Here is a 23,285-nt window from a genome sequence, read left to right as displayed (position 1 = left end):
CGGCCGCGCCCGGCCGGGCAGGGACCGGTGGAGGCCCCCACGAGGTCCTTCGGCCCAGGGTGGGCGGACGGCGCGCGGCCTAGCTTCGGGGCCATGGCAGAAGATGAGGCAGGCAGGCCCGGCGGCCGCGACTGGCCCCTGGCCGGGCGCCGGCTGCTGACGCGCCGCGAGACGTCGGCCGACGGACGGGCCGTGTTCGAGGAGGGCGCCGGCGGGGGCGACGGCCCGTACCGCGAGCGCTGGGCCCACGACAGGGTGGTGCGCTCCACCCACGGGGTGAACTGCACCGGGTCGTGTTCCTGGATGGTGTACGTCAAGGACGGGCTGATCACCTGGGAGCACCAGGCCACCGACTACCCGTCGATCGGCGCCGACTGCCCGGAGTACGAGCCGCGCGGCTGTCCCCGGGGGGCGTCGTTCTCCTGGTACACCTACTCCCCCAGCCGGGTCCGCTACCCCTACGTGCGCGGCGAGTTGCTGAAGCTGTGGCGGGAGGCCCGCCGCAGGCTGGGGGATCCGGTGGCGGCCTGGGCGGAGATCACCGGTGATCCGGCGAAGGCCCGCGCGTACAAGCGGGCGCGCGGCAAGGGCGGCCTGGTGCGGGCCGACTGGAACGAGGTGTCGGAGCTGGTCGCCGCCGCCCACGTGCACACGATCCGGCGGTACGGCCCGGACCGGGTGGCGGGTTTCTCCCCGATCCCGGCGATGTCGATGGCCTCCTTCGCGGCGGGGGCCCGCTTCCTGTCGCTGATCGGCGGCACCCTGCTCTCCTTCTACGACTGGTACGCGGACCTGCCGATCGCCTCGCCGCAGGTGTTCGGCGACCAGACGGACGTGCCGGAGGCCGCCGACTGGTGGAACGCCGGCTATCTGGTGATGTGGGGCTCCAACATCCCCGTCACCCGCACCCCGGACGCGCACTTCCTCACCGAGACCCGGTACAACGGCACCAAGGTCGTCGCGGTCAGCCCGGACTACGCGGACAACGTGAAGCACGCCGACGAGTGGCTGGCCCCGCACCCCGGTACCGACGGGGCGCTGGCGATGGCGATGGGCCACGTCATCCTCCGCGAGTTCCTCGTCGACCGGCGGGTCCCCTACTTCCGCGACTACCTGCGCACCTGCACCGACGCCCCGTTCCTGGTGACGCTGCGGGAGCACGGGGCCGGGCTGGTGCCCGACCGGTTCCTGACCGCCGAGGACCTGGGGCTGGGCAGTCAGGAGGAGAACGCCGCTTTCAAGACCGTCCTGGTGGACGACGCGACCGGTGAACCGGTCGTCCCGGCGGGGTCGTCGGGGCACCGCTGGGACAAGGAGCGGCCCGGCCGCTGGAACCTGGACCTCCAGGGGGTGGAGCCCCGGCTCTCCCTGCTGGACGGCGCGGACGGCCCGGGCGGCGGGAACGGCGCGGACGGTGCCGGCGGCGCCGTGGAGACCGTCGAGGTGGTGCTGCCCCGGTTCGACGAGGGCGCCACCGAGGGCGGCTCGACCATGGTGCGCGGGGTGCCGGTCCGCCGGATCGGCGGCCGGACGGTCACCACCGTCTTCGACCTGCTCCTCGCCCAGTACGGCGTCCCGCGGCCCGGGCTGCCCGGGGACTGGCCGTCCTCCTACGAGGACGCCTCCCGGCCGTACACCCCGGCCTGGCAGGAGACGGTCACCTCGGTGCCGGCCGAGCAGGCCGCCCGGATCGCCCGCGAGTTCGCCCGCAACGCCGAGCGCACCCGGGGGCGTTCGATGATCGCCATGGGCGCGGGCACCAACCACTGGTTCCATTCCGACACCATCTACCGGGCGTTCCTGGCCCTGACGACCATGACCGGATGCCAGGGTGTCAACGGCGGCGGCTGGGCGCACTACGTCGGGCAGGAGAAGATCCGCCCGGTCACCGGCCTGCAGCACCTCGCCTTCGCCTTCGACTGGCAGCGCCCCACCCGGCACATGGCGGGCACCTCCTACTGGTACCTCAACACCGACCAGTGGCGCTACGAGGCGTTCGGACCGGACGAACTGGCCTCCCCCACCGGTGCGGGCCGGTTCCGCGGCAAGGGGTTCGCCGACTGTCTCGCCCAGGCGGTGCGGCTCGGCTGGACGCCCGGCCACCCGGGGTTCAACCGCAACCCGCTGGACCTCGCCGACGAGGCCGCGGCGGCGGGAACGCCGGTCGCCGACCACGTCGTCGGGCAACTGACCTCCGGCAAGCTGCGGTTCGCCGCGGAGGACCCCGACGACCCGGCCAACTTCCCCCGGGTGCTGACCGTCTGGCGGGCCAACCTGCTCGGCTCCTCCGGCAAGGGCAACGAGTACTTCCTGCGCCACCTGCTCGGCGCCGACAGCGCCGTCCGCAGCGAGGAGACCCCGCCGGAGCGGCGGCCCGAGGAGGTGGTGTGGCGCGAGGAGGCCCCGGAGGGCAAGCTCGACCTGCTGGTCGCCATGGACTTCCGGATGACCTCCACCGGTCTGTTCGCCGACGTGGTGCTGCCGGCCGCGACCTGGTACGAGAAGGACGACCTGTCCAGCACGGACATGCACCCGTTCGTGCACGCCTTCACCCCCGCGATCAGCCCGCCGTGGCAGGCCCGCACCGACTACGACGCCTTCCTCACCATCGCCGACCGGTTCTCGGAGCTGGCGAAGGACCGTCTGGGCAGGCGCACCGACGTCGTCGCGGTGCCGCTGCTGCACGACACCCCGGACGAACTGGCGCAGCCGGGCGGGGTGGTGCGCGACTGGAAGGCGGGCGAGTGCGACCCGGTGCCCGGCCGCACGATGCCCAGGCTGGTCACGGTGGAGCGGGACTACGGGGCCGTCGCGGAGAAGATGCGCGCGGTGGGCCCGCTGCTGGACACCCTGGGCACCACCACCAAGGGCGTGACGGTCCGTCCCGACCGGGAGATCGAGGACCTGCGGCACCGTCTGGGCACCGTCCCGGACGGCGTGGCGGCCGGCCGGCCCTCGCTGGCCACGGCCTCCGACATGTGCGAGGCGATCCTCGCCCTGTCCGGCACCACCAACGGCCGTCTGGCCACCGAGGGTTTCCGGGAGCTGGAGCGGCAGACGGGCGCGAGGGGGCTGGTGGAGCTGGCCGCGGAACGGGAGGCGGAGCGGATCACCTTCGCCGACACCCGGGTCCAGCCGCGGGCGGTGATGACCTCCTACGAGTGGTCGGGCAGCGAGACCGGCGGGCGGCGCTACTCGCCCTTCGTGATCAACGTCGAGCACCGCAAGCCCTGGCACACCCTGACCGGCCGCCAGCACTTCTTCGTCGACCACGACTGGATGACCGAGCTGGGCGAGCAACTGCCCGTCTACCGCCCGCCGCTGGACGCCCGCCGCCACTACGGCGACGAGCACCTGCGCGACGGGGCGGCCGAGGTCACGGTCCGCTACCTGACTCCGCACTCGAAGTGGTCCATCCACTCCGAGTACCAGGACAACGCCTACATGCTGGCGCTCTCCCGGGGCGGCCCGGTCATCTGGATGTCCACCCAGGACGCCGCGAGGATCGGCGTGAAGGACAACGACTGGATCGAGGCCTACAACCGCAACGGCGTGGTGGCGGCCCGGGCGGTGGTCTCCCACCGGATGCCCGAGGGGACCGTGTACATGTACCACGCCAAGGACCGCACGGTGAACGTGCCGAGGACCGAGGTCAGCGGCAGGCGGGGCGGCATCCACAACTCGCTGACCCGGCTGCTGCTCAAGCCGACCCATCTGGCGGGCGGTTACGCCCAGTTCACCTACGCCTTCAACTACTACGGCCCCACGGGCAACCAGCGCGACGAGGTCACCGTCGTCCGCAGGCGCAGCACGCCGGTGGAGTACTGAGATGCCGGAGAACCTGACATGCGCGTGATGGCACAGATCGCCATGGTGATGAACCTGGACAAGTGCATCGGGTGTCACACCTGCTCGGTCACCTGCAAGCAGACCTGGACCAACCGCACCGGGGTCGAGTACGCCTGGTTCAACAACGTCGAGACCAAGCCCGGCATCGGCTACCCCCGCCGCTACGAGGACCAGGAGCGGTGGAAGGGCGGCTGGGCCCTGGACCGGCGCGGCCGGCTGGTGCTGCGGTCCGGGGGGCGGGTGCGGCGGCTGCTGTCGCTGTTCTCCAACCCGGACCTGCCGGCCATCGACGACTACTACGAGCCGGTCACCTACGACTACGACAACCTGGTGAGCGCCCCCGCCGGGCGGCACGTGCCGGTGGCCCGGCCCCGCTCGGTGCTCACCGGCGAGCCCACGGCGATCACCTGGGGCGCCAACTGGGAGGACGACCTCGGCGGTGCGGCCGAACACGCCGCCGGTGACCCGAACCTGACGGGCCAGCTCGCCGAGAAGGTGCGGTTCGAGTTCGAGCAGACCTTCATGTTCCACCTGCCCCGGCTGTGCGAGCACTGCCTCAACCCGGCCTGCGTCTCGGCCTGCCCGTCGGGGGCGATGTACAAGCGGGTGGAGGACGGCATCGTCCTGGTCGACCAGGACCGCTGCCGGGGCTGGCGGATGTGCGTCACCGCCTGCCCGTACAAGAAGGTGTACGTCAACCACGCCACCGGCAAGGCGGAGAAGTGCACCTTCTGCTTTCCCCGCGTCGAGGCCGGCCTGCCCACCGTGTGCTCCGAGACCTGCGTGGGCCGGCTCCGGTACCTGGGCCTGCTGCTGTACGACGCGGACCGGGTGGGCGAGGCCGCGGCGACGCCGGACGAGAAGGACCTGCTGGACGCGCAGCGCGGGGTCTTCCTCGACCCGCGCGACCCCGGGGTCGCGGCGGCGGCCCGGGAGTCGGGCATCCCCGAGGACTGGCTGGAGGCCGCCCGCCGCTCCCCGGTGTACGAGCTGGTGGTCCGCCACCGGGTGGCGCTGCCGCTGCACCCGGAGTACCGGACGCTGCCCATGGTCTGGTACGTGCCGCCGCTCTCCCCCGTGCTGGACGCCGTCGGGCAGGCGGGCGGCGAGGCGGAGAACCCCGACCACGTCTTCGCGGCCGTCACCCGTCTGCGGATCCCGCTGGAGTACCTGGCCGGCCTGTTCACCGCCGGGGACGCCGACGTGGTGGCGGGGGTGCTGATGAAGCTGACCGCCCTGCGTTCCTTCATGCGCGGCCGGGCCCTGGGCGGCGACGGCGATCCCGCCCTGCTGGAGCCGGTCGGGCTGACCGCCCGCGACGCCGAGGACCTGCACCGGCTGCTCGCCGTCGCCAAGTACCAGGACCGTTACGTGGTGCCCGCGGCCCACCGGGAGGACGCCGCGGCGCTCTCCGCGACGGAGACCCGGTGCCCGGTGGAGTCCTCCGGCTCCCCCGGCGCGCCGGGGGGCGACGGACGCCGGGTGGCGCTGGGGATGCCCACCCTGCGCACCCGCACCCGCGCCCGCGCCCGCGCCCGCACCGAGGGAGGCCACCGGTGACCCCGTCGCCCTCCGCACTGTCCGGCGCCGTCCGCGCCCGGGTCCGCCCGGCCGGCCGCCGCACCCGCGGGCCCGAGGACCCCGGGCAGCGCGCGCTGCTGCTGCGTCTGCTCTCGCTGTCGCTGCAGTACCCGGACGCGGAACTGACCGCGGCGCGGCCTGCGATCGCCGCGTCGGCCGCCGCCCTGCCAGGCTCGGGGGCGGCCCGCGGCCTCGCCGCGTTCGCGGCCTGGTTCACCGCCGAGGACGCCGACGCGCTCCAGCGGCACTACGTCGAGACCTTCGACCTGCGCCGGCGCAGCAGCCTGTACCTCACCTACTACCTGCACGGCGACACCCGTCGCCGCGGCATGGCGCTCCTCGCCCTGGCCCGGCGCTACCGCGCGGCCGGCTGGGACAGCGACGGCGGTGAGCTCCCCGACCACCTGCCCGTGGTCCTGGAGTTCGCCGCCCTGGCCGGCCCGGGCCGGGGCGAGGCGCCCCTGCGTCAGCACCGGCGCGGCCTGGAGCTGATCCACCGTTCGCTGGCCGAGGCGGACTCCCCCTACCGGCACCTGCTGGGCGCCCTGCTCTCCCTGCTGCCGCCGGCGACCGGGGAGGACCTGCGGGCGGTGGCCGAGCTGGTCGCCCAGGGGCCGCCCGGGGAGGAGGTCGGCCTCGACCCGTACGGTGCGCCGGGGCCGGGCCCGGCGGTCTTCGCGCCGCCGGGCGCCTTCGTCCCGCCGCCTCCCGCCCCGCCCTCGCGCGTTCTCCCGCTGATTCCTGCGAACGAGGAAGGCCGCCCATGAGCGCCCCGAACCTCCTGCTGTGGGTTGCCCTGCCCTACGTCTGCCTCGCCGTGTTCGCGGCCGGGCACGTCTGGCGCTACCGCCACGACCAGTTCGGCTGGACGTCCCGCACCAGCCAGCTCCTGGAGCACCGGTGGCTGCGCCGGGGCAGCCCGCTGTTCCACGTCGGCGCCTTCATGGTGATCGCCGGCCACGTGGTGGGCCTGGCCGTCCCCGCCTCGTGGACCGAGGCGGCCGGCGTCGACGAGCACACGTACCACACCGTGGCCGTCTGGGCGGGCTCGGTGGCCGGCCTGGCCATGGTGGCGGGGCTCGGCATGCTCTGCGCCCGCCGGGTGCTGACCCGGCGGATCCGGCCGACCACCAGCCGCAGCGACAAGCTGCTCTTCCCGCTGCTGGCGGCCACCGTGCTCCTCGGCATCGCGGCGACAGTGGCGCACAACGTGCTGGGCGGCGGCTACGACTACCGCGGCACGGTCTCCGTCTGGTTCCGCGGCCTGTTCGTCCTCCGGCCCCGGCCCGAGGCGATCGCCGGCGCGCCGCTGCTGTTCCGGCTGCACGCGCTGACCGCCTGCCTGCTGTTCGCCGTCTGGCCCTTCACCCGTCTGGTCCACGTCTGGAGCGCCCCGATCGGGTACCTGGTCCGCCCCTACGTGGTGTACCGCCACCGCGCGGCGACCAGGTGACGCCCGCTCCCCGGGGGTGACGGCCGTCCCCCGGGGAGCCGGCCGTCGCCCGCGCCCGGTCCCCCGGCTGCCCCGGTGGGTTTGTCGCGGCGCGACCGGTCGCGGAGGGTCGTGACATGAGGCGTCGAAGCACCAGGGCCGCCGAGGACCGGCCGGGGCCACTGCACCGCGCGTGGCGGCGGCTGGCCGCGACCGCCCTGATCCGTCAGGCCCGCGACCTGGAGCTGATGCACCGTGCCCTCGGCTTCGCCACCCTCGCCCTGGTCACCCTCGCTCCGCTGCTGATCGTCGTGGCCGCCGCCGACCCGCTGGGACGGGGCGGTTTCGCCTCCTGGCTCGCCGACGGGATGGGGCTGCCGCAGCGGTCGGCGGAGGTCCTCACCGACATCTTCAGCCCGCCCCCCAAGGTGGTCGGCTCCACCAGCGTGCTCGGCGGCATCACCCTGGCCCTGTTCGGGGTGGCCCTCGGCGGCAGCGTGCAGAACGGCTACGAGCGGATCTGGGGCCTGCCCTCCGGTCCCTGGCACCGCGTCTGGCGGCAGATGGTGTGGCTGATCGCGCTGACCGCCTACCTGTACCAGGAGGTCCTCACCCGCGACCTTCCCGGCGGGGTGCGGATCGCCCTGAGCTCGGCGGTCGGCACCGTGTTCTTCTGGTGGGGGCAGCACTTCCTGCTGGGCGGTCAGGTGCCCTGGCGCCGCCTGCTGCCGGGCGCCCTGTCCACCATGGCCGGCCTGATCGGCCTGCGCGCCTTCTCCTACTACGTCTTCACCCCGCTGATCGTGACCAACGCGATCAGCTACGGCGCCGTCGGCATCGTGCTGGTCGTCGAGTCCTGGCTGATCGGCGTCGGGTTCGTGTTCCACGGCGGGGCGCTCTTCGGCCACTGGCTGGTCCACCACCACGGCACCGGACGCGAGCGGCCTCCCCGGCGGATCCGGGTGCTGTGACCCGCGCCGTGCCCTCCGCGCGGGCCGCGGCACCGCGCCCTCCGGTGCCGCGGCGGCTGGACGGGCGCGTCCCGGCGGGCCGATGATCGGTCCCCGCCGCCACGTCTTCACCCCTGGGGGGAACGGATGACCGTCGTCGACTGGAAGCACGTGCTGGAGCCGATGCTGCGGGCCTGGGACCCGCGGCCGGAGGCCGCGGTACTGGTGGGCAGTCAGGTCAGGGGCGAGGCGACCGCGTGGTCGGACATCGACGTCGTGTGCGTGGGTCCCGGCCCCGGCTACGTCTTCCGGCTGACCGGGCTGGGTCCGGTGTCCTGGAGCTTCGCGACCGCGGACGAGCACCGGGCCCGCATGGCGGACCACCACTCCTGCGGCCAGGTGGTGCCGGCCTGGCGGGACGCCCTCGTCCTGGACGACCCGCACGGCCGTGCGCGCGAGCTCGTCGAGCGGGCGCGGGCCTGGAGCTGGGACGACCTCGACCCCTCGCCCGAGACCTGGGCGGCCGGGCAGGTGTACGGCTACGCGGAGGAGGTGCTGAAGCTGCGCCGGGCCGTGGCCCGGCGGGACCGGGTCAACGCCCGCGTCCAGGCCTCCGTCCTCGTCGTCCACCTGGCTCCGGTGGTCGCGGCCGGCACGCGCACCTTCTTCACCTCCGAGAACCACCTCTGGCACCTCCTCGCGGACCGCCTCGGCGAGGACTGGCGCCGCCACCAGGAAGCGGCCCTGGCCACCCGGGGCGAGGGGTTCGAGGAGAGCTGCGCGGCCGCCGTCGCGCTCTTCGGCGCCGCCTGCGCCCTGTTCGAGGACGCCATGACCGCGGAGCAGCGGAGCATCACGGCCCACGCGCTCCGCACCGGCCCCAGGCACCTCGCGTAGACACCCCGGCCTCGGGATCACAACTAATCGACTCGACCTTGTCAGAGATTTACGAAGCTAACGCAACATCTTGCGTTCCCTTGTCGGTGGTGGTTGAGTGTGCCGCGCCCCACAACGCATCCGCCGTCCGGTGGTGGGGCGACCTCCACGTTCATGCCCGAAGGGGACCACCCATGAGATGTGCCCGGTTCCGCCGTACCCGCCGTGCCGGCGCGGTCGCCCTGGCGTCCGCTCTCACGCTGACCGTGCTCGCCGCCTGCGGCACCAGCAGCAGTGACGACGACGCCGATTCCCGTGCAAGCGGCTCGTCGGATCCGGCCGCGCCCCTGGATCCGGCGGCGAAGGTGACGATCACCATCGACTGCATGCCCCCGGCGGCGAAGGCGGCCGAGCTGAAGCAGTGGAAGGAGGACGTCGCGGAGTTCAACAAGACGTACCCGAACGTCACCGTCCAGGGCCGCTCCACCCCGGGCCAGTGCCTGGAGCCGCCGCGCTTCACCGCCATGCTCAAGGCGAAGTCCCAGCCGGACGTCTTCTACACCTACTTCACCGACCTGCCGCAGGTCCTGGACAACGACGGCGCCGAGGACATCACCGCCTACGTCAACGACCGAACCGTCCCGCTGCTGAAGGACATCGATCCGAACGTCCTGGCGTCCCTGCGCCACGAGGGCAAGCTGTACGGGCTGCCCACCAGCAACTACACGATGGGCCTGCTGGTCAACCGCAAGCTCTTCGAGCGGGCGGGCCTCGATCCCGACAGCCCGCCGCGCACCTGGGAGGAGGTCCGGACCGCCGCGAAGAAGATCGCCGCCCTGGGCGACGGCATCGCCGGCTTCGGCGAGTACAGCGCGGGCAACACCGGCGGCTGGCACTTCACCGCCCAGCTGTACAGCGTCGGCGGGGACGTCGTCGACGCGGACGGCGAGAAGGCGGCCTTCAACACCGGCCTCGGCGAGCAGGTCGCCCGGAACCTGCACGCCATGCGCTGGGAGGACGACAGCATGGGCAAGACCCAGCTGCTGAAGTGGGGCGACCTGCAGAAGCAGATCGCCTCCGACAAGCTCGGCATGTTCCTCGCGGCCCCCGACGACATCGCCTACATGGTCCAGCAACTCGGCGCGAAGTACGAGAACTTCGGCATGGGGCCGATCCCCGGCGGGAAGGCCACGCTGGCCGGCGGCAACAGCTACATGATCAAGAAGGGCATCTCGCCGGACCAGGTCAAGGCCGCGATCGCCTGGCTCAACTTCAAGAACCTCACGGTCGGCAAGGGCCAGTTCGCGTGGGAGCGCACCAAGGCCGACGGCCTGCCGGTCGGCGTCCCGCAGCCCAACTTCTGGCTGAACGGTTCCAAGTCCGAGGACGACGCCGCCCGGGCCGAACACGCCACCATGCCGGTCGAGAACTTCCGGACCTTCATGGACAACCCCGTCGCCGGCAAGGCCGAGCCGCCGAAGGCGCAGGAGATCTACAAGGTCCTCGACAACGTGATGTCCGGCATCCTCACCAACAAGGACGCCGACATCGACAAGCTCCTCGCCACCGCCGAGTCCCAGGTCAACCAGATCCTGGCCCATCAGTGACCACGCCCGGCCGGGGGCGGACCGCGCGGCCCGCCCCCGGCCCGGCCACGGCACAGGCACCTCCGGGACCTCCAAAACCTCGACCCGGACACCGGACACCGCAGATCAGTACCGAGGAGCGACGATGGCGGCCACCGGCCTCACCCCGAGCAAGGCGGGACCCTCCCGCCCGTCCGCACCGCGCGAGGCGGCGCCCGCGCCCCCCGGCGGCGCCTTCGCCCGAGCGCTGCGACGCAATCTGACCGCCCACGCCTTCCTCATCGGCGCGGTCCTCTGCTTCGCCGTGTTCTCCTGGTATCCCATGGTCAGGGAGTTCTTCCTGGCCTTCCAGACGACCGAGAACGGCGAGGTCAGCTGGGTCGGCCTGGACAACCTGGCCACCGTGTTCAACGATCCCGCCTTCTGGCAGGCCTGGCGCAACACGCTCCTGTTCACCGTGCTGGCGCTGCTCCTCGGATTCGCGGTGCCGTTCCTCGTGGCGATCGTCATCAACGAGTTCCACCACGCCCAGGGCTATCTCCGGCTGCTGGTCTACCTGCCGGTGATGCTGCCTCCGGTCGCCTCCGTGCTGCTCTTCCAGTACCTGTACGACCCCGGCTACGGACTCCTCAACGAGCTGCTGCGCCTCCTCCACCTGCCGGAACAGCAGTGGCTCCAGGACCCGGACCTCTCGATGCTCTCCATCGTGGTCGCCTCCACCTGGATGAACATGGGAGGCGCCACCCTCATCTACCTCGCCGCGCTCCAGGGGATACCGGGCGAGCTCTACGAGGCCGCGGAACTCGACGGCGCCGGCCTCCTGCGCAAGATCTGGCACGTGACGATCCCGCAGACACGCCTGGTCCTCTCGCTGATGCTGCTCATGCAGGTCATCGCGACCATGCAGGTCTTCGTCGAGCCGTTCCTGCTCACCGGCGGCGCCGGCCCGGAGGGGTCGACCACCACCGTCGTGTACCTCATCTACCAGTACGCCTTCAACTTCAACGACTACGGCGCCGCCGCGGCGCTCGGGCTGCTGCTGCTCGTGCTCCTCGCCGGTTTCTCGGCGGCGTACGTGCGGCTCAGCCGCGCCCAGGACGAGTAGGCCGGGAGACCACCATGTCCACGCGTACGCTCATCTCGCCGGCCCAGCTCGCCAGGCCCCGCGGCAAGGCCGTCTACCGGATCGTCCTCGCCCTGGTGGTCGCCGGCTTCACCCTGGTCTTCCTCGGCCCGCTGTACTGGCTGGTCGCCGGCGGTTTCAAGGACGCCCAGGAGGTGATCCAAACCCCGCCGACCCTGGTGCCCCACAGCTTCACGCCGGAGAACTACAGCCGCGCCTGGGAGGTCATGGACCTCGCGAAGCTGCTCGGCAACACCCTCTACTACGCGTTCGGGGCGCTCGCCTTCCAGCTCGTCCTCGACGTGGCCGCCGCGTACTCGCTGTCCAGGCTGCGCCCGGTGCTCGGCAAGGCGATCCTCGGCCTGATGCTCGCCACGCTCATGATCCCTGCGACCGTGCTGCTGGTGCCCCAGTACCTGACGGTCCTGGACGTGCCGGTCGTCGAACGGAACCTGCTGAACACGCCGTGGGCGATCTGGCTGCCGTCGGTGACCAACGCCTTCAACATCTTCCTGCTCAAGCGGTTCTTCGACTCGATCCCGCGGGAACTCCTCGACGCCGCCTCGATGGACGGCGCCGGCCCGACGCGCGTCCTGTGGTCCGTCGTGCTGCCCATCTCGCGGCCGATCCTCGGCGTGGTCTCGATCTTCGCGATCGTGGGGGTCTGGAAGGACTTCCTCTGGCCGATGCTCACCCTGCCCGATCCGGCGATGCAGACGCTCAACGTCGGCATCTACTCCCTGTCCACCGGGGTGCCGGTGAACGTCCTGATCGCGGCGCTGACCATCGCCTCCGTGCCCACGCTGCTGATCTTCCTGGTCTTCCAGCGCAACATCATGAGCGGCCTCACCGCCGGCGGCGTCAAGGGCTGAGCGCCCCTACTTGCGCCCGAACCCGCACCGCACCCATGCCTTCGCCGCCGGTCCGCGCCCAGCCCGCTGCTGCGGGCCGGCGGCGAAGATCCACCCTGCCCGAAAGGACCGCCACGTGGCAGCCCCCACTCCGCACCGCTCCGCCGACTGGTGGCGCGACGCCGTCATCTACCAGGTGTACCCGCGCAGTTTCGCCGACGGAGACGGCGACGGCACCGGGGACCTGGCGGGCGTCCGCGCGCGACTGCCCTACCTCGCGGAACTCGGCGTCGACGCCGTCTGGTTCACCCCCTGGTACCTCTCGCCGCTGGTCGACGGCGGCTACGACGTGGCCGACTACCGCACCATCGACCCGGCCTTCGGCACCCTCGCCGACGCGGAGAAGCTGATCGCCGAGGCCCGCGCGCTCGGCATCCGCACCGTCGTCGACATCGTCCCCAACCACGTCTCCGACCAGCACCCCTGGTTCCGGGCCGCTCTTGCGGCGGGCCCGGGCAGCCCGGAACGGGAGCTGTTCCACTTCCGTCCCGGACGCGGGGAGGCGGGCGAACTCCCGCCCAACGACTGGCCGTCACAGTTCTCCGGAACCACCTGGACCCGCGTCCCCGACGGCGAGTGGTACCTGCACCTGTTCACCCCGGAGCAGCCCGACCTCAACTGGGACCACCCCGCCGTGCGTGCGGAGCACGAGGACATCCTGCGGTTCTGGTTCGAGCGCGGCGTCGCCGGCGTGCGCATCGACTCCGCGGCGCTGCTCGTCAAGGACCCCGCCCTCCCGGACTACGAGGAGGGCACCGGCCGGCCGCCCTTCATCGACCAGGACGCGCTCCACGACGTCTACCGCTCCTGGCGCGCCGTCGCCGACGAGTACGGCGGCGTCTTCGTCGGGGAGGTGTGGCTGCCCGACGCCGAACGCTTCGCGCGCTACCTGCGCCCCGACGAACTGCACACCGCCTTCAACTTCAACTTCCTCACCTGCCCCTGGGACGCCGGACGGCTGCGCCGCTCCATCGACGGCACCCTCGCCGAGCACGCCCCGGTCGGCGCCCCGGCCACCTGGGTGCTGTGCAACCACGACGTCACCCGCACCGTCACCCGCTACGGCCGTGCCGACACCGCCTTCGACTTCGCCACCAAGCGCTTCGGCACCCCCACCGACCTCGTCCTCGGCGCCCGGCGCGCCCGCGCCGCCGCCCTGCTGAGCCTCGCCCTGCCCGGCTCCGTCTACCTCTACCAGGGCGAGGAGCTGGGCCTGCCGGAGGCCGACATCCCCCGGGACCGCATCAAGGACCCGATGCACTTCCGCTCCGGCGGCACGGACCCCGGCCGGGACGGCTGCCGGGTGCCGCTGCCCTGGGAGGCCGGGGCGCCGTCCCACGGGTTCGGGGCGCGGTCCGAGCCCTGGCTGCCGCAGCCCGCCGACTGGGGCGAGTACGCCGTCGACCGGCAGAGCGCCGACCCGGACTCGATGCTCTCCCTCTACCGGGCGGCCCTGCGGCTGCGCCGCGGCGAACCGGGTTTCGGGGACGGGCCATTGACCTGGCTGGACGCCGGCGACGGCGTACTCGCCTTCCGCCGGACGCACGGCCTGGTCTGCGTCGTCAATCTCGCCGGGGCGCCCGCCGTCCTGCCGCCGCACGAACGGCTGCTCCTCGCCAGCGGTCCGCTCGGCGCCGACGGGACGCTGCCGGCGGACACCGCCGTGTGGCTGCGGACCTGACCGGCCGACGCGGGTCGTCCGTCCCCGCGGACGGGTGACCCGGCCCCGCCCCGGCTCGGTTTGCACCCGCTTGCGCTGGGCGGGCGACGGCGGCGCGCATGTCGGCGCCGCGGGCGGACGGGTGACCGACGTGGAGAGGAGAGAGGACTGCAATTACTTGCACGGTTTGCGTTAGGCTTGCGCTCATGACGCGACGACTGGCCCAGGTGGCGAAGAAGGTGGGGGTCAGCGAGGCCACGGTCAGCCGTGTCCTCAATGGCAAGCCCGGTGTCTCCGAGGCGACACGGCAGTCCGTGCTCACCGCGCTGGACGTCCTCGGCTACGAGCGTCCGACCCAGCTGCGCGGGGAGCGCGCCCGGCTGGTCGGCCTCGTCCTCCCGGAGCTGCAGAACCCGATCTTCCCGGCCCTCGCCGAGGTCATCGGGGGCGCGCTCGCCCAGCAGGGGCTCACTCCGGTCCTGTGCACGCAGACCAAGGGCGGCGTCTCGGAGGCCGACTACGTGGACCTGCTGCTCCAGCAGCAGGTCTCCGGGGTGATCTTCGCCGGCGGCCTGTTCGCGCAGGCCGACGCGCCGCACGAGCACTACCACCTGCTGGCCGAGCGCAAGGTGCCGGTCGTCCTCGTCAACGCGTCGATCGAGGGACTGGACTTCCCCTGCGTCGCCTGCGACGACGCGGTCGCCGTCGAGCAGGCGTGGCGCCATCTGGCCTCCCTCGGCCACGAGCGGATCGGCCTGGTCGTCGGGCCGGCGGACCACATGCCCTCGCGCCGCAAACTGGAGGCCGCCCGGGCGTCCGCGAAGGTCATGGGCATGGAGCTGCCCGACGCGTTCGTGCAGCCGTCCATCTTCTCGCTGGAGGGCGGCCAGGCCGCGACCGCCCGCCTCCTGGAGCAGGGCGTCACCGGGATCGTCTGCGCCAGCGACCCGCTCGCCCTCGGGGCGATCCGGGCGGCCCGCCGCCGCGGGCTGTCCGTACCGGGGGACGTCTCGGTGGTGGGCTTCGACGACTCGGCCTTCATGACCTGCACGGAGCCGCCCCTGACGACCGTGCGCCAGCCCATCGAGGCGATGGGCCGCGCGGTGGTCGACCTGCTGTGCGCGCAGATCGAGGGCTCCCACTCCCACCTGGGCGAGCTGCTGTTCGAGCCCGAGCTCGTCGTCCGCGGATCGACCGCGCCTCCCCGGACGCGCTGACCCCGCCCCTCACCGGCACCGGTGCCCTCCGCGTCTCGCGGGGGGGGCACCGGTGCTTTGTCGTGCCCTTGACGGATTCATTGACAAACACGTCACGCAGTAGAAACCTCTCACTCCGACAACGCAAACAAATGACGGAATCACTCAATAAGTTTGCTGGGAGTGGTCATCATGAGACGTGCACGTCCGATCAGGAGATTAGGGGTGGGCCTGCTGACAGCGGGCCTGCTCGCCGTCGGCCTGACGCCCGCGCCCGCGTACGCGGCGGACGACGGCCCCAACCTGGCGCTCGGCCGGGTGGCGACGGCCGGCGGCACGCACGGCGGGTACCCCGCGACGAACGTCACCGACGGGAGCCAGCAGACCTACTGGGAGGGGCCGGCGGGATCGTTCCCCCAGTGGGTGCAGGTCGACCTGGGGACCTCGGTGGACCTGGACCGGGTGGTGCTGAAACTGCCCACGGGCTGGGAGGGGCGCTCGCAGTCGCTCGCCGTGCTCGGCAGCTCGGACGGGGACTCCTTCACCCCGCTGGCCGCGGCCCAGGCACGTGCCTTCGACCCGTCGGCGGCGAACACGGTCGGCATCGGCCTGTCCTCCGCCTCCGCGCGCTTCGTCCGGGTGCAGGTGTCCGCCAACACCGGCTGGAACGCCGCCCAGTTGTCGGAGCTGGAGATCTACGGCGAAGGCGACGACGGCCCCGTCGACCCGCCCGTCGAGGGCACCGACCTGGCACGGAACAAGCCGGTCGAGGCGACGTCCACCACGCAGGACTACCGGGCGGCGAACGCCAACGACGGCAACACCGGCACCTACTGGGAGTCCGCCCAATTCCCGGCCTCCCTGACGGTGCGGCTGGGCGCCGACGCGGACGTGACGGCGGTGGTCGTGAAACTCCCGCCGGAGCAGGTGTGGGGTCCGCGCAAGCAGTCCTTCGAGGTCCTGGGCCGGGCCGACGGCGCTTCGGCGTTCACCACGCTGAAGGCCAGGGCCGAGTACGCCTTCAGTCCCTCCTCGGGGCAGAACTCCGTGGTGGTCCCGGTGACCGGCCGGGTCGCGGACCTGCGGCTGACCTTCCACTCCAACACCGGGGCCACCGGCGGCCAGGTCGCCGAACTGCAGGTCGTAGGCCGGGCGGCGCCCCGCGCCGACCTCGTCGTCACCGACCTGTCCTGGTTGCCGGCGGAGCCTTCGGAGCGGGACGAGGTGACGGCGCGGGCCACCGTCCGCAACGCCGGCACGGTGACGTCCGCCGCGACCACGGCCGACGTCACCGTCGGGGGGACCGTCGCCGGTTCCGCGCCGGTCGCCTCCCTCCCGGCCGGCGGCTCCGCGACGGTCTCCGTCCCGGTGGGCAGGCGCCCGGCGGGCTCGTACACCGTGTCGGCGGTCGTCGACCCGACGGACACCGTCGCCGAGCTGGACGACACCAACAACAGCCGCACCGCGGACGGGAAACTGACCGTCTCCCGGGCCGCCGGCCCGGACCTGCGGGTCACCGGCATCACCACCGACCCGGCGTCACCGGCGGTCGGGGCGTCCGTCTCGTTCACCGTCGCGGTGAACAACCGCGGCACCACCGCCGTCCCGGCCGGCACCGTCACCCGGCTCACCGTCGGCGGCCGGACCTTCGACGGCACGACCGGGGCCGTCGCCGCAGGAGCGACCGTCGCGGTGGCCCTCGACGGCACCTGGCGGGCCACCGGTGGCGGGGCCACCCTGACCGCCACCGCCGACGCCACCGCTCAGGTCGCGGAGACCGACGAGGACAACAACGTCCTCGCCCGCTCCCTCGTGATCGGCCGCGGTGCCGCCGTCCCGTACGTCGAGTACGAGGCGGAGGACGGCAGTTACGACGGGACGCTGCTCACCGCGGACCGGCTGCGCACCTTCGGCCACACCAACTTCGCCACCGAGTCCTCCGGCCGGAAGTCGGTGCGCCTGGACGGCACCGGCGACCACGTCGAGTTCACCTCCCGCGACGCCGCCAACTCCGTCGTCGTGCGCAACTCGATCCCCGACGCGGCCGGAGGAGGCGGCCGCGAGGCCACCATCAGCCTGTACGCGGACGGCGAGTTCGTCCGCAAGCTGTCCCTGTCCTCCAAGCACAGCTGGCTCTACGGCAGCACCGACGACCCCGAGGGCCTGACCAACACCCCGGGCGGTGACGCGCGCCGGCTCTTCGACGAGTCCCACGCCCTGCTGACGCAGACCTATCCGGCCGGCACGAAGTTCCGTCTCCAGCGCGACTCCGGCGACACGGCCGCCTTCTACGTCATCGACCTGATCGACCTGGAGCAGGTCGCCGCCCCGGCCGCCAAGCCCGCCGCCTGCGCCTCGATCACCGAGTACGGGGCGGTGCCCAACGACGGCGTCGACGACGCGGACGCCATCCAGCGCGCGGTCACCGCCGACCAGAACGGCACGATCGAGTGCGTGTGGATCCCGGCCGGCCAGTGGCGTCAGGAGAAGAAGATCCTGACCGACGACCCGCTGAACCGCGGGCAGTTCAACCAGGTGGGCATCCGCGACGTCACCGTCCGCGGCGCGGGCATGTGGCACTCGCAGCTGTACTCGCTCACCCCGCCGCACCAGGCCGGCGGCATCAACCACCCGCACGAGGGCAACTTCGGCTTCGACATCGACGACAACACCCGGATCTCCGACATCGCCGTCTTCGGCTCCGGCACCATCCGCGGCGGCGACGGAGGCGCCGAGGGCGGGGTCGCGCTCAACGGGCGCTTCGGCAGCGACACGGAGATCAGCAACGTCTGGATCGAGCACGCCAACGTCGGCGCCTGGGTCGGCCGCGACTACGGGAACATCCCCGAGCTGTGGAACCCGGGCGACGGTGTGGAGTTCACCGGCGTGCGGATCCGCAACACCTACGCCGACGGGGTCAACTTCGCCAACGGCACCCGCAACTCCACGGTCCACAACTCCTCCTTCCGCAACACGGGCGACGACGCCCTGGCCGTCTGGGCCAGCAAGTACGTCAAGGACACCTCGGTGGACGTGGGCCACGACAACCACTTCCGCAACAACACGGTGCAGTTGCCCTGGCGCGCCAACGGCATCGCGGTCTACGGCGGTCACGGCAACACCATCGAGAACAACCTGGTCTCCGACACCATGAACTATCCGGGGATCATGCTGGCCACCGACCACGACCCGCTGCCCTTCTCCGGCCGGACCCTGATCGCGAACAACGGTCTGTACCGCACGGGCGGCGCCTTCTGGAACGAGGACCAGGAGTTCGGCGCGATCACCCTGTTCGCCCAGGGGCCGGACATCCCCGGCGTCACCATCCAGGACACCGACATCCACGACTCGACCTACGACGGCATCCAGTTCAAGACGGGTGGCGGCGCGATGCCGGACGTCAAGGTCACCGGCGTCCGCATCGACGGGTCGGTCAACGGCTGCGGCGTCCTCGCCATGTCCGGCGCGCGGGGCAGCGCGACGCTGACCTCGGTGACCATCACCGGTTCGGCGGAGGGCGACGTCTGCGTCGAGCCCGGTTCGCAGTTCGTCGTCAACCGCCCCTGACCCCACCCCTCGCCGGTGCGGCGGTCCGCCCCTTCCCCTCGGGCCGCCGCTCCGGCTCCCGCTTGCGCACCCCTGGAACAACCCGCAGTGCACCACCCCCACCGAACCGGTCGCGCGTCCCCCGGTGCGCGACCGAGGAGCGAGGATTCGCATGGACATCCGCACAGGGAGATCACGGTGGCTCAGCGCCGTGGTCGTGGCGAGCCTGCTGGGGCTGGGCGGTCCGCTGACCGCCGCCCGGGCCGCGGGCGGGCCGAACATCGCGCTGGGCGACACCGCCTCGGCGAGCAGCTCGCACGCCGAGTACGGAGCGCGGAACATCACCGACGGCGACCAGGGCACCTACTGGCAGAGCGCCGGGCCGAACCTGCCCCAGTGGGTGCAGGCGGACCTCGGGACGGCCACCCGCGTGGACGAGGTCGTCCTCAAGCTGCCGGCGGGCTGGGAGAGCCGGAACCAGACGCTCTCCGTCCAGGGCAGCGCCGACGGCACCAGCTTCACCACCCTGAAGACCTCCGCCGCCTACACGTTCGCCCCGGGCACCGGCAACACCGTCACGGTGTCCTTCCCGGCCGCCCGGACACGGTTCGTCCGCGTGGACATCACCGCCAACACCGGCTGGCAGGCCGCCCAGCTCTCCGAGCTGGAGGTGCGCTCGGCCGACGCGTCCTCCGTCGACCTCGCCGCCGGGCGCACGCTGACGTCCAGCAGCCACACCGAGGTGTACACGGCGGGCAACGCCAACGACGGCAACCGGGCCAGCTACTGGGAGAGCGCCAACGGCGCTCTCCCGCAGTGGCTCCGGGCCGACCTCGGCGCCTCCCGGGCCGTCGACCGCGTCGTGCTGAAGCTCCCGGCCGGCTGGGAGGGCCGCAGCCAGACGCTGAAGATCCAGGGCAGCACCGACGGCACGGACTTCACCGATCTGACGGCCTCGCGGGCCTACGCCTTCGACGCCTCGAACGACAACACCGCGACCGTCTCCTTCGACACCGTCACCACCCGCCACGTGCGCGTCCTGGTCACCGCGAACACCGGGCGGCCCGCCGCCCAGATCGCCGAGCTGGAGATCTACGGCCCGGCCTCCGGCGACACCCGGGCCCCGACCGCGCCCTCGGGCCTGGCGATCACCGAGCCCGGCACCGGGCAGATCCGGCTGACCTGGAACGCCGCGAGCGACGACACCGCCGTCACCGCGTACGACGTCTACGCCAACGGGGCACTGCTGACCAGCGTCGCCGGTGACGTCACCGCCTTCACCGACGACCGCCCGGCGAACCAGACCGTGTCGTACCGCGTGCGCGCCCGGGACGCGGCCGGCAACCAGTCCGGCGACAGCAACACCGTCACCCGTCTCGGCGACGGCGGCGACACCCAGGCCCCGACCGCCCCGGCGAACCTCGCGTTCACCGAGCCCGAGGCGGGCAAGGTCAGGCTCACCTGGACGGCCTCGGCCGACGACGTCGGCGTGAGCGGATACGAGATCTACGCCGACGGCGTGCTGCGGGAGACGGTGGCCGGGAACGTCACCGCCTGGACGGACACCCAGCCGGTGACGAACACCGTCACCTACGCCGTCCGGGCCAGGGACGCCGCCGGCAACCGGTCGGGCGAGAGCAACCGGGTGACCCGCGACGGCAGCGGCGGAAGCGGCTCCGAGCTGGCCGTCGGCAAGCCGATCGAGGCGTCCTCCACGGTGCACTCCTATGCCGCGGCGAACGCCAACGACAACAGCACCGCCACCTACTGGGAGGGCGCCGGCGGCAGCTACCCGCAGACCCTCACCGTCCGGCTGGGCGCCGACGCCGACCTGGACCGGCTCGTGCTCAAGCTGAACCCGGACACCGCGTGGTCCGCCCGCTCCCAGACCATCGAGGTCCTCGGCCGGGCACGGAACGCCTCGGCGTTCACCACCCTGGTGGCCGCGAGGAGCTACGCGTTCAGCCCGGCGAGCGGCAACACGGTCACCGTCCCGGTCACCGGCCGCGTGGCCGACGTGCGGCTGCGGTTCACCGCCAACACCGGGGCCCCGGCCGGGCAGCTCGCCGAGTTCCAGGTCGTCGGCGTCCCCGCCCCCGCCCCCGACCTCGTCGTCACCTCCCTGACCGCCTCGCCCGCCGCGCCCGTCGAGTCGGACGACATCACCGTCGCCGCGACCGTCAGCAACGACGGCCCGGCCGCCGCGCCCGCGAGCACGGTCGCCCTGCGCCTGGGCGGCACCAAGGTCGCCACCGCCCGGACCGGGGCCCTCGCACCCGGGGCACGGACCACGGTGGAGGCGTCCGTGGGCACCCGCGCGGCCGGCTCCTACGAACTGAGCGCGGTCGCCGACGAGGCCGAGGAGGTCGCCGAGCGGAACGAGACCAACAACACCCACACCCGCCCCTCCCCCCTGGTCGTCAAGCCGGTGGCCGGACCGGACCTGGTGCCCGGCCCGGTGACCACCACGCCGTCCAGCCCGGCCGCCGGTGACGCCGTGACCTTCACGGTGCCGGTGCGCAACGAGGGCACCGAGGCCAGTGCCGCGGGCGGCCACGCGGTCACGCTCACCCTCCTCGACGGCGACGGGTCCACGGTCAGCACCCTGACCGGTTCGCACACCGGGGTCATCGCCGCCGGCGCCACCGCCGAGGTGTCCCTCGGCCCCTGGACCGCGGCCAACGGCTCGTACACGGTGCGGACCACCGTCGCCGCCGACAGCGGCGAACCGCCGGTCAAGCGGGAGAACAACACCTCCACCCGGCCCCTCTTCGTCGGCCGCGGCGCCGACATGCCGTACACGACGTACGAGGCGGAGGACGGCACCGTGGGCGGCGGCGCGAAGGTGGTAGGCCCCAACCGGACCGTCGGGGACGTCGCCGGTGAGGCGTCCGGACGCAAGGCGGTGACCCTCGACGCGACCGGCGAGTACGTCGAGTTCACCACCCGTGCCGAGACCAACACCCTGGTGGCCCGGATCTCCGTCCCGGACGCGCCGGGCGGCGGCGGCATCGACACCACCCTCAACGTGTACGTCGACGGCGTCTTCAGGAAGGCGCTGCCGGTGACCTCGAAGTTCGCCTGGCTGTACGGGGCGGAGACCGCGCCCGGCAACAGCCCGGGCGCCGGAGGCCCCCGCCACGTCTACGACGAGGCGCATCTGCTGTTCGGCGAGACGCTTCCGGCGGGCAGCCGGATCCGCCTGCAGAAGGACGCGGCCAACTCCGCCGCCCACTTCGCCGTCGACTTCGTCGACACCGAGAAGGCCGCCCCGGCCGCCAATCCCGACCCCGCCGCCTACGCCGTTCCGGCCGGCTTCACCCACCAGGACGTGCAGAACGCCCTCGACCGGGTCCGGATGGACACCACCGGCAAGCTGACCGGCGTCTACCTGCCGCCGGGCGACTACGCGACGGCCGGCAAGTTCCAGGTGTACGGCAAGGCCGTCAAGGTGGTCGGCGCCGGGCCCTGGTACACGAAGTTCCACGCGCCCGCGACGCAGGAGAACACCGACGTCGGCTTCCGCGCCGACGCGACCGCCAAGGGCTCGCTCTTCAAGGGCTTCGCCTACTTCGGCAACTACACCTCGCGCATCGACGGGCCCGGAAAGGTCTTCGACTTCTCCAACGTCTCGGACATCACCGTCGACGACATCTGGAACGAGCACATGGTGTGCCTGTACTGGGGCGCCAACACCGACCGGGTCACCATCAAGAACTCCCGGATCCGCAACATGTTCGCCGACGGCGTCAACATGACCAACGGGTCGACGGACAACCGGGTCACCAACAACGACGCCCGGGCCACCGGCGACGACAGCTTCGCGCTGTTCTCGGCGATCGACGCGGGCGGCGCCGACATGAAGGACAACGTCTACGAGAACCTGACCTCGACCCTCACCTGGCGTGCCGCGGGCGTCGCCGTCTACGGCGGGTACGACAACACCTTCCGCAACATCCGCATCGCCGACACCCTCGTCTACTCCGGGATCACCATCTCCTCGCTGGACTTCGGCTACCCGATGAACGGCTTCGGGACCGGTCCCACCACCTTCGAGAACATCTCCGTCGTGCGGGCGGGCGGCCACTTCTGGGGCAACCAGACCTTCCCCGGGATCTGGGTCTTCTCCGCCTCGAAGGTGTTCCAGGGGATCCGGGTGCACGACGTCGACATCGTGGACCCGACCTACAGCGGGATCATGTTCCAGACCAACTACAGCGGCGGGCAACCGCAGTTCCCGGTCAAGGACACCGTCTTCACGGACGTCTCGATCACCGGGGCGCGCAGGAGCGGCGACGCCTGGGACGCCAAGTCGGGCTTCGGGCTCTGGGCCAACGAGAAGCCCGAGGAGGGCCAGGGCCCCGCCGTCGGCGAGGTCACCTTCAACTGCCTGCGCATGAGCGGCAACGCGCAGGACGTCCGCAACACCACCACCACCTTCAGGGTCAACGTCAACCCGTGCTGACCTGACCCGGAGGCTTCCGGCGCCCGCCGCCTCGCGCGGCGGGCGCCGGACACGTGTCGGCCCGCGCGCGAGTCGGTGGCCTGAAATGCACGGGCCGGTGCCTCGGCGGA

The 23,285-nt window shown here is 72.4% G+C and carries 13 protein-coding genes; all 13 read left to right on the top strand.

Features of this window, described 5'->3' with window-relative positions; all coding sequences use genetic code 11:
• The first annotated feature begins 93 nt into the window (after positions 1-93).
• Positions 94-3,828, top strand: a complete 3,735-nt coding sequence (locus GBN72_RS01620) for a nitrate reductase subunit alpha (RefSeq protein WP_151769805.1) — start codon at positions 94-96, stop codon at positions 3,826-3,828.
• A gap of 18 nt (positions 3,829-3,846) precedes the next feature.
• Positions 3,847-5,409 carry a nitrate reductase subunit beta gene (narH, locus tag GBN72_RS01615; protein ID WP_151769804.1) on the top strand — a complete coding sequence of 521 codons (1,563 nt, stop codon included), beginning with the start codon at positions 3,847-3,849 and terminating at the stop codon, positions 5,407-5,409.
• A complete protein-coding gene (gene narJ, locus GBN72_RS01610) occupies positions 5,406-6,197 on the top strand; it encodes a nitrate reductase molybdenum cofactor assembly chaperone (RefSeq protein ID WP_151769803.1) in 792 nt (263 codons plus the stop codon). The genes narH and narJ overlap by 4 nt, the downstream gene beginning before the upstream one ends.
• On the top strand, positions 6,194-6,883 hold the full coding sequence (gene narI, locus GBN72_RS01605) for a respiratory nitrate reductase subunit gamma (protein WP_151769802.1): 690 nt from the start codon (positions 6,194-6,196) through the stop codon (positions 6,881-6,883). Before narJ ends, narI begins: the two co-directional genes overlap by 4 nt.
• A gap of 116 nt (positions 6,884-6,999) precedes the next feature.
• Complete coding sequence (locus GBN72_RS01600) at positions 7,000-7,833, top strand: ribonuclease BN (RefSeq protein WP_164540312.1); 834 nt, start codon at positions 7,000-7,002, stop codon at positions 7,831-7,833.
• A gap of 126 nt (positions 7,834-7,959) precedes the next feature.
• Positions 7,960-8,709, top strand: a complete 750-nt coding sequence (locus GBN72_RS01595; protein ID WP_151769801.1) for a nucleotidyltransferase domain-containing protein — start codon at positions 7,960-7,962, stop codon at positions 8,707-8,709.
• Between the two features lie 173 nt (positions 8,710-8,882).
• Positions 8,883-10,295, top strand: a complete 1,413-nt coding sequence (locus GBN72_RS01590) for an extracellular solute-binding protein (protein ID WP_151769800.1) — start codon at positions 8,883-8,885, stop codon at positions 10,293-10,295.
• 124 nt (positions 10,296-10,419) lie between these two features.
• Positions 10,420-11,379 carry a carbohydrate ABC transporter permease gene (locus GBN72_RS01585; protein ID WP_151769799.1) on the top strand — a complete coding sequence of 320 codons (960 nt, stop codon included), beginning with the start codon at positions 10,420-10,422 and terminating at the stop codon, positions 11,377-11,379.
• Positions 11,380-11,393: 14 nt separating this feature from the next.
• The gene (locus GBN72_RS01580) at positions 11,394-12,269 is read left to right on the top strand and encodes a carbohydrate ABC transporter permease (RefSeq protein ID WP_151769798.1); all 876 of its coding nucleotides are present in this window, start codon (positions 11,394-11,396) and stop codon (positions 12,267-12,269) included.
• Between the two features lie 115 nt (positions 12,270-12,384).
• A complete protein-coding gene (locus GBN72_RS01575; protein WP_151769797.1) occupies positions 12,385-13,989 on the top strand; it encodes a glycoside hydrolase family 13 protein in 1,605 nt (534 codons plus the stop codon).
• A 185-nt stretch (positions 13,990-14,174) separates the two neighbouring features.
• Positions 14,175-15,185 (top strand): LacI family DNA-binding transcriptional regulator, encoded by a 1,011-nt coding sequence (locus tag GBN72_RS01570; protein ID WP_151769796.1) that lies wholly within the window; start codon positions 14,175-14,177, stop codon positions 15,183-15,185.
• Between the two features lie 171 nt (positions 15,186-15,356).
• On the top strand, positions 15,357-18,731 hold the full coding sequence (locus tag GBN72_RS01565) for a CARDB domain-containing protein (protein ID WP_151769795.1): 3,375 nt from the start codon (positions 15,357-15,359) through the stop codon (positions 18,729-18,731).
• Between the two features lie 151 nt (positions 18,732-18,882).
• Positions 18,883-23,175, top strand: coding sequence for a discoidin domain-containing protein (locus GBN72_RS01560; protein ID WP_151769794.1), 4,293 nt, complete (start codon positions 18,883-18,885; stop codon positions 23,173-23,175).
• Positions 23,176-23,285: the final 110 nt, after the last annotated feature.

Source organism: Streptomyces abyssomicinicus (genome assembly GCF_008974245.1).
GTDB classification, from domain to species: Bacteria; Actinomycetota; Actinomycetes; order Streptomycetales; family Streptomycetaceae; genus Streptomyces; species Streptomyces abyssomicinicus.
This window is presented reverse-complemented; position numbering and strand designations above follow the sequence as displayed.

Excerpts from the sequence above, each read along its gene's own strand:
- GBN72_RS01570 (WP_151769796.1), top strand. The coding sequence starts at position 14,175 with ATGACGCGACGACTGGCCCAGGTGGCGAAGAAGGTGGGGGTCAGCGAG.
- GBN72_RS01600 (WP_164540312.1), top strand. The coding sequence starts at position 7,000 with ATGAGGCGTCGAAGCACCAGGGCCGCCGAGGACCGGCCGGGGCCACTG.
- GBN72_RS01620 (WP_151769805.1), top strand. The coding sequence starts at position 94 with ATGGCAGAAGATGAGGCAGGCAGGCCCGGCGGCCGCGACTGGCCCCTG.
- narI (WP_151769802.1), top strand. The coding sequence starts at position 6,194 with ATGAGCGCCCCGAACCTCCTGCTGTGGGTTGCCCTGCCCTACGTCTGC.
- GBN72_RS01565 (WP_151769795.1), top strand. The coding sequence starts at position 15,357 with ATGAGACGTGCACGTCCGATCAGGAGATTAGGGGTGGGCCTGCTGACA.
- GBN72_RS01580 (WP_151769798.1), top strand. The coding sequence starts at position 11,394 with ATGTCCACGCGTACGCTCATCTCGCCGGCCCAGCTCGCCAGGCCCCGC.
- GBN72_RS01560 (WP_151769794.1), top strand. The coding sequence starts at position 18,883 with ATGGACATCCGCACAGGGAGATCACGGTGGCTCAGCGCCGTGGTCGTG.
- narH (WP_151769804.1), top strand. The coding sequence starts at position 3,847 with ATGCGCGTGATGGCACAGATCGCCATGGTGATGAACCTGGACAAGTGC.
- GBN72_RS01585 (WP_151769799.1), top strand. The coding sequence starts at position 10,420 with ATGGCGGCCACCGGCCTCACCCCGAGCAAGGCGGGACCCTCCCGCCCG.
- GBN72_RS01590 (WP_151769800.1), top strand. The coding sequence starts at position 8,883 with ATGAGATGTGCCCGGTTCCGCCGTACCCGCCGTGCCGGCGCGGTCGCC.
- GBN72_RS01595 (WP_151769801.1), top strand. The coding sequence starts at position 7,960 with ATGACCGTCGTCGACTGGAAGCACGTGCTGGAGCCGATGCTGCGGGCC.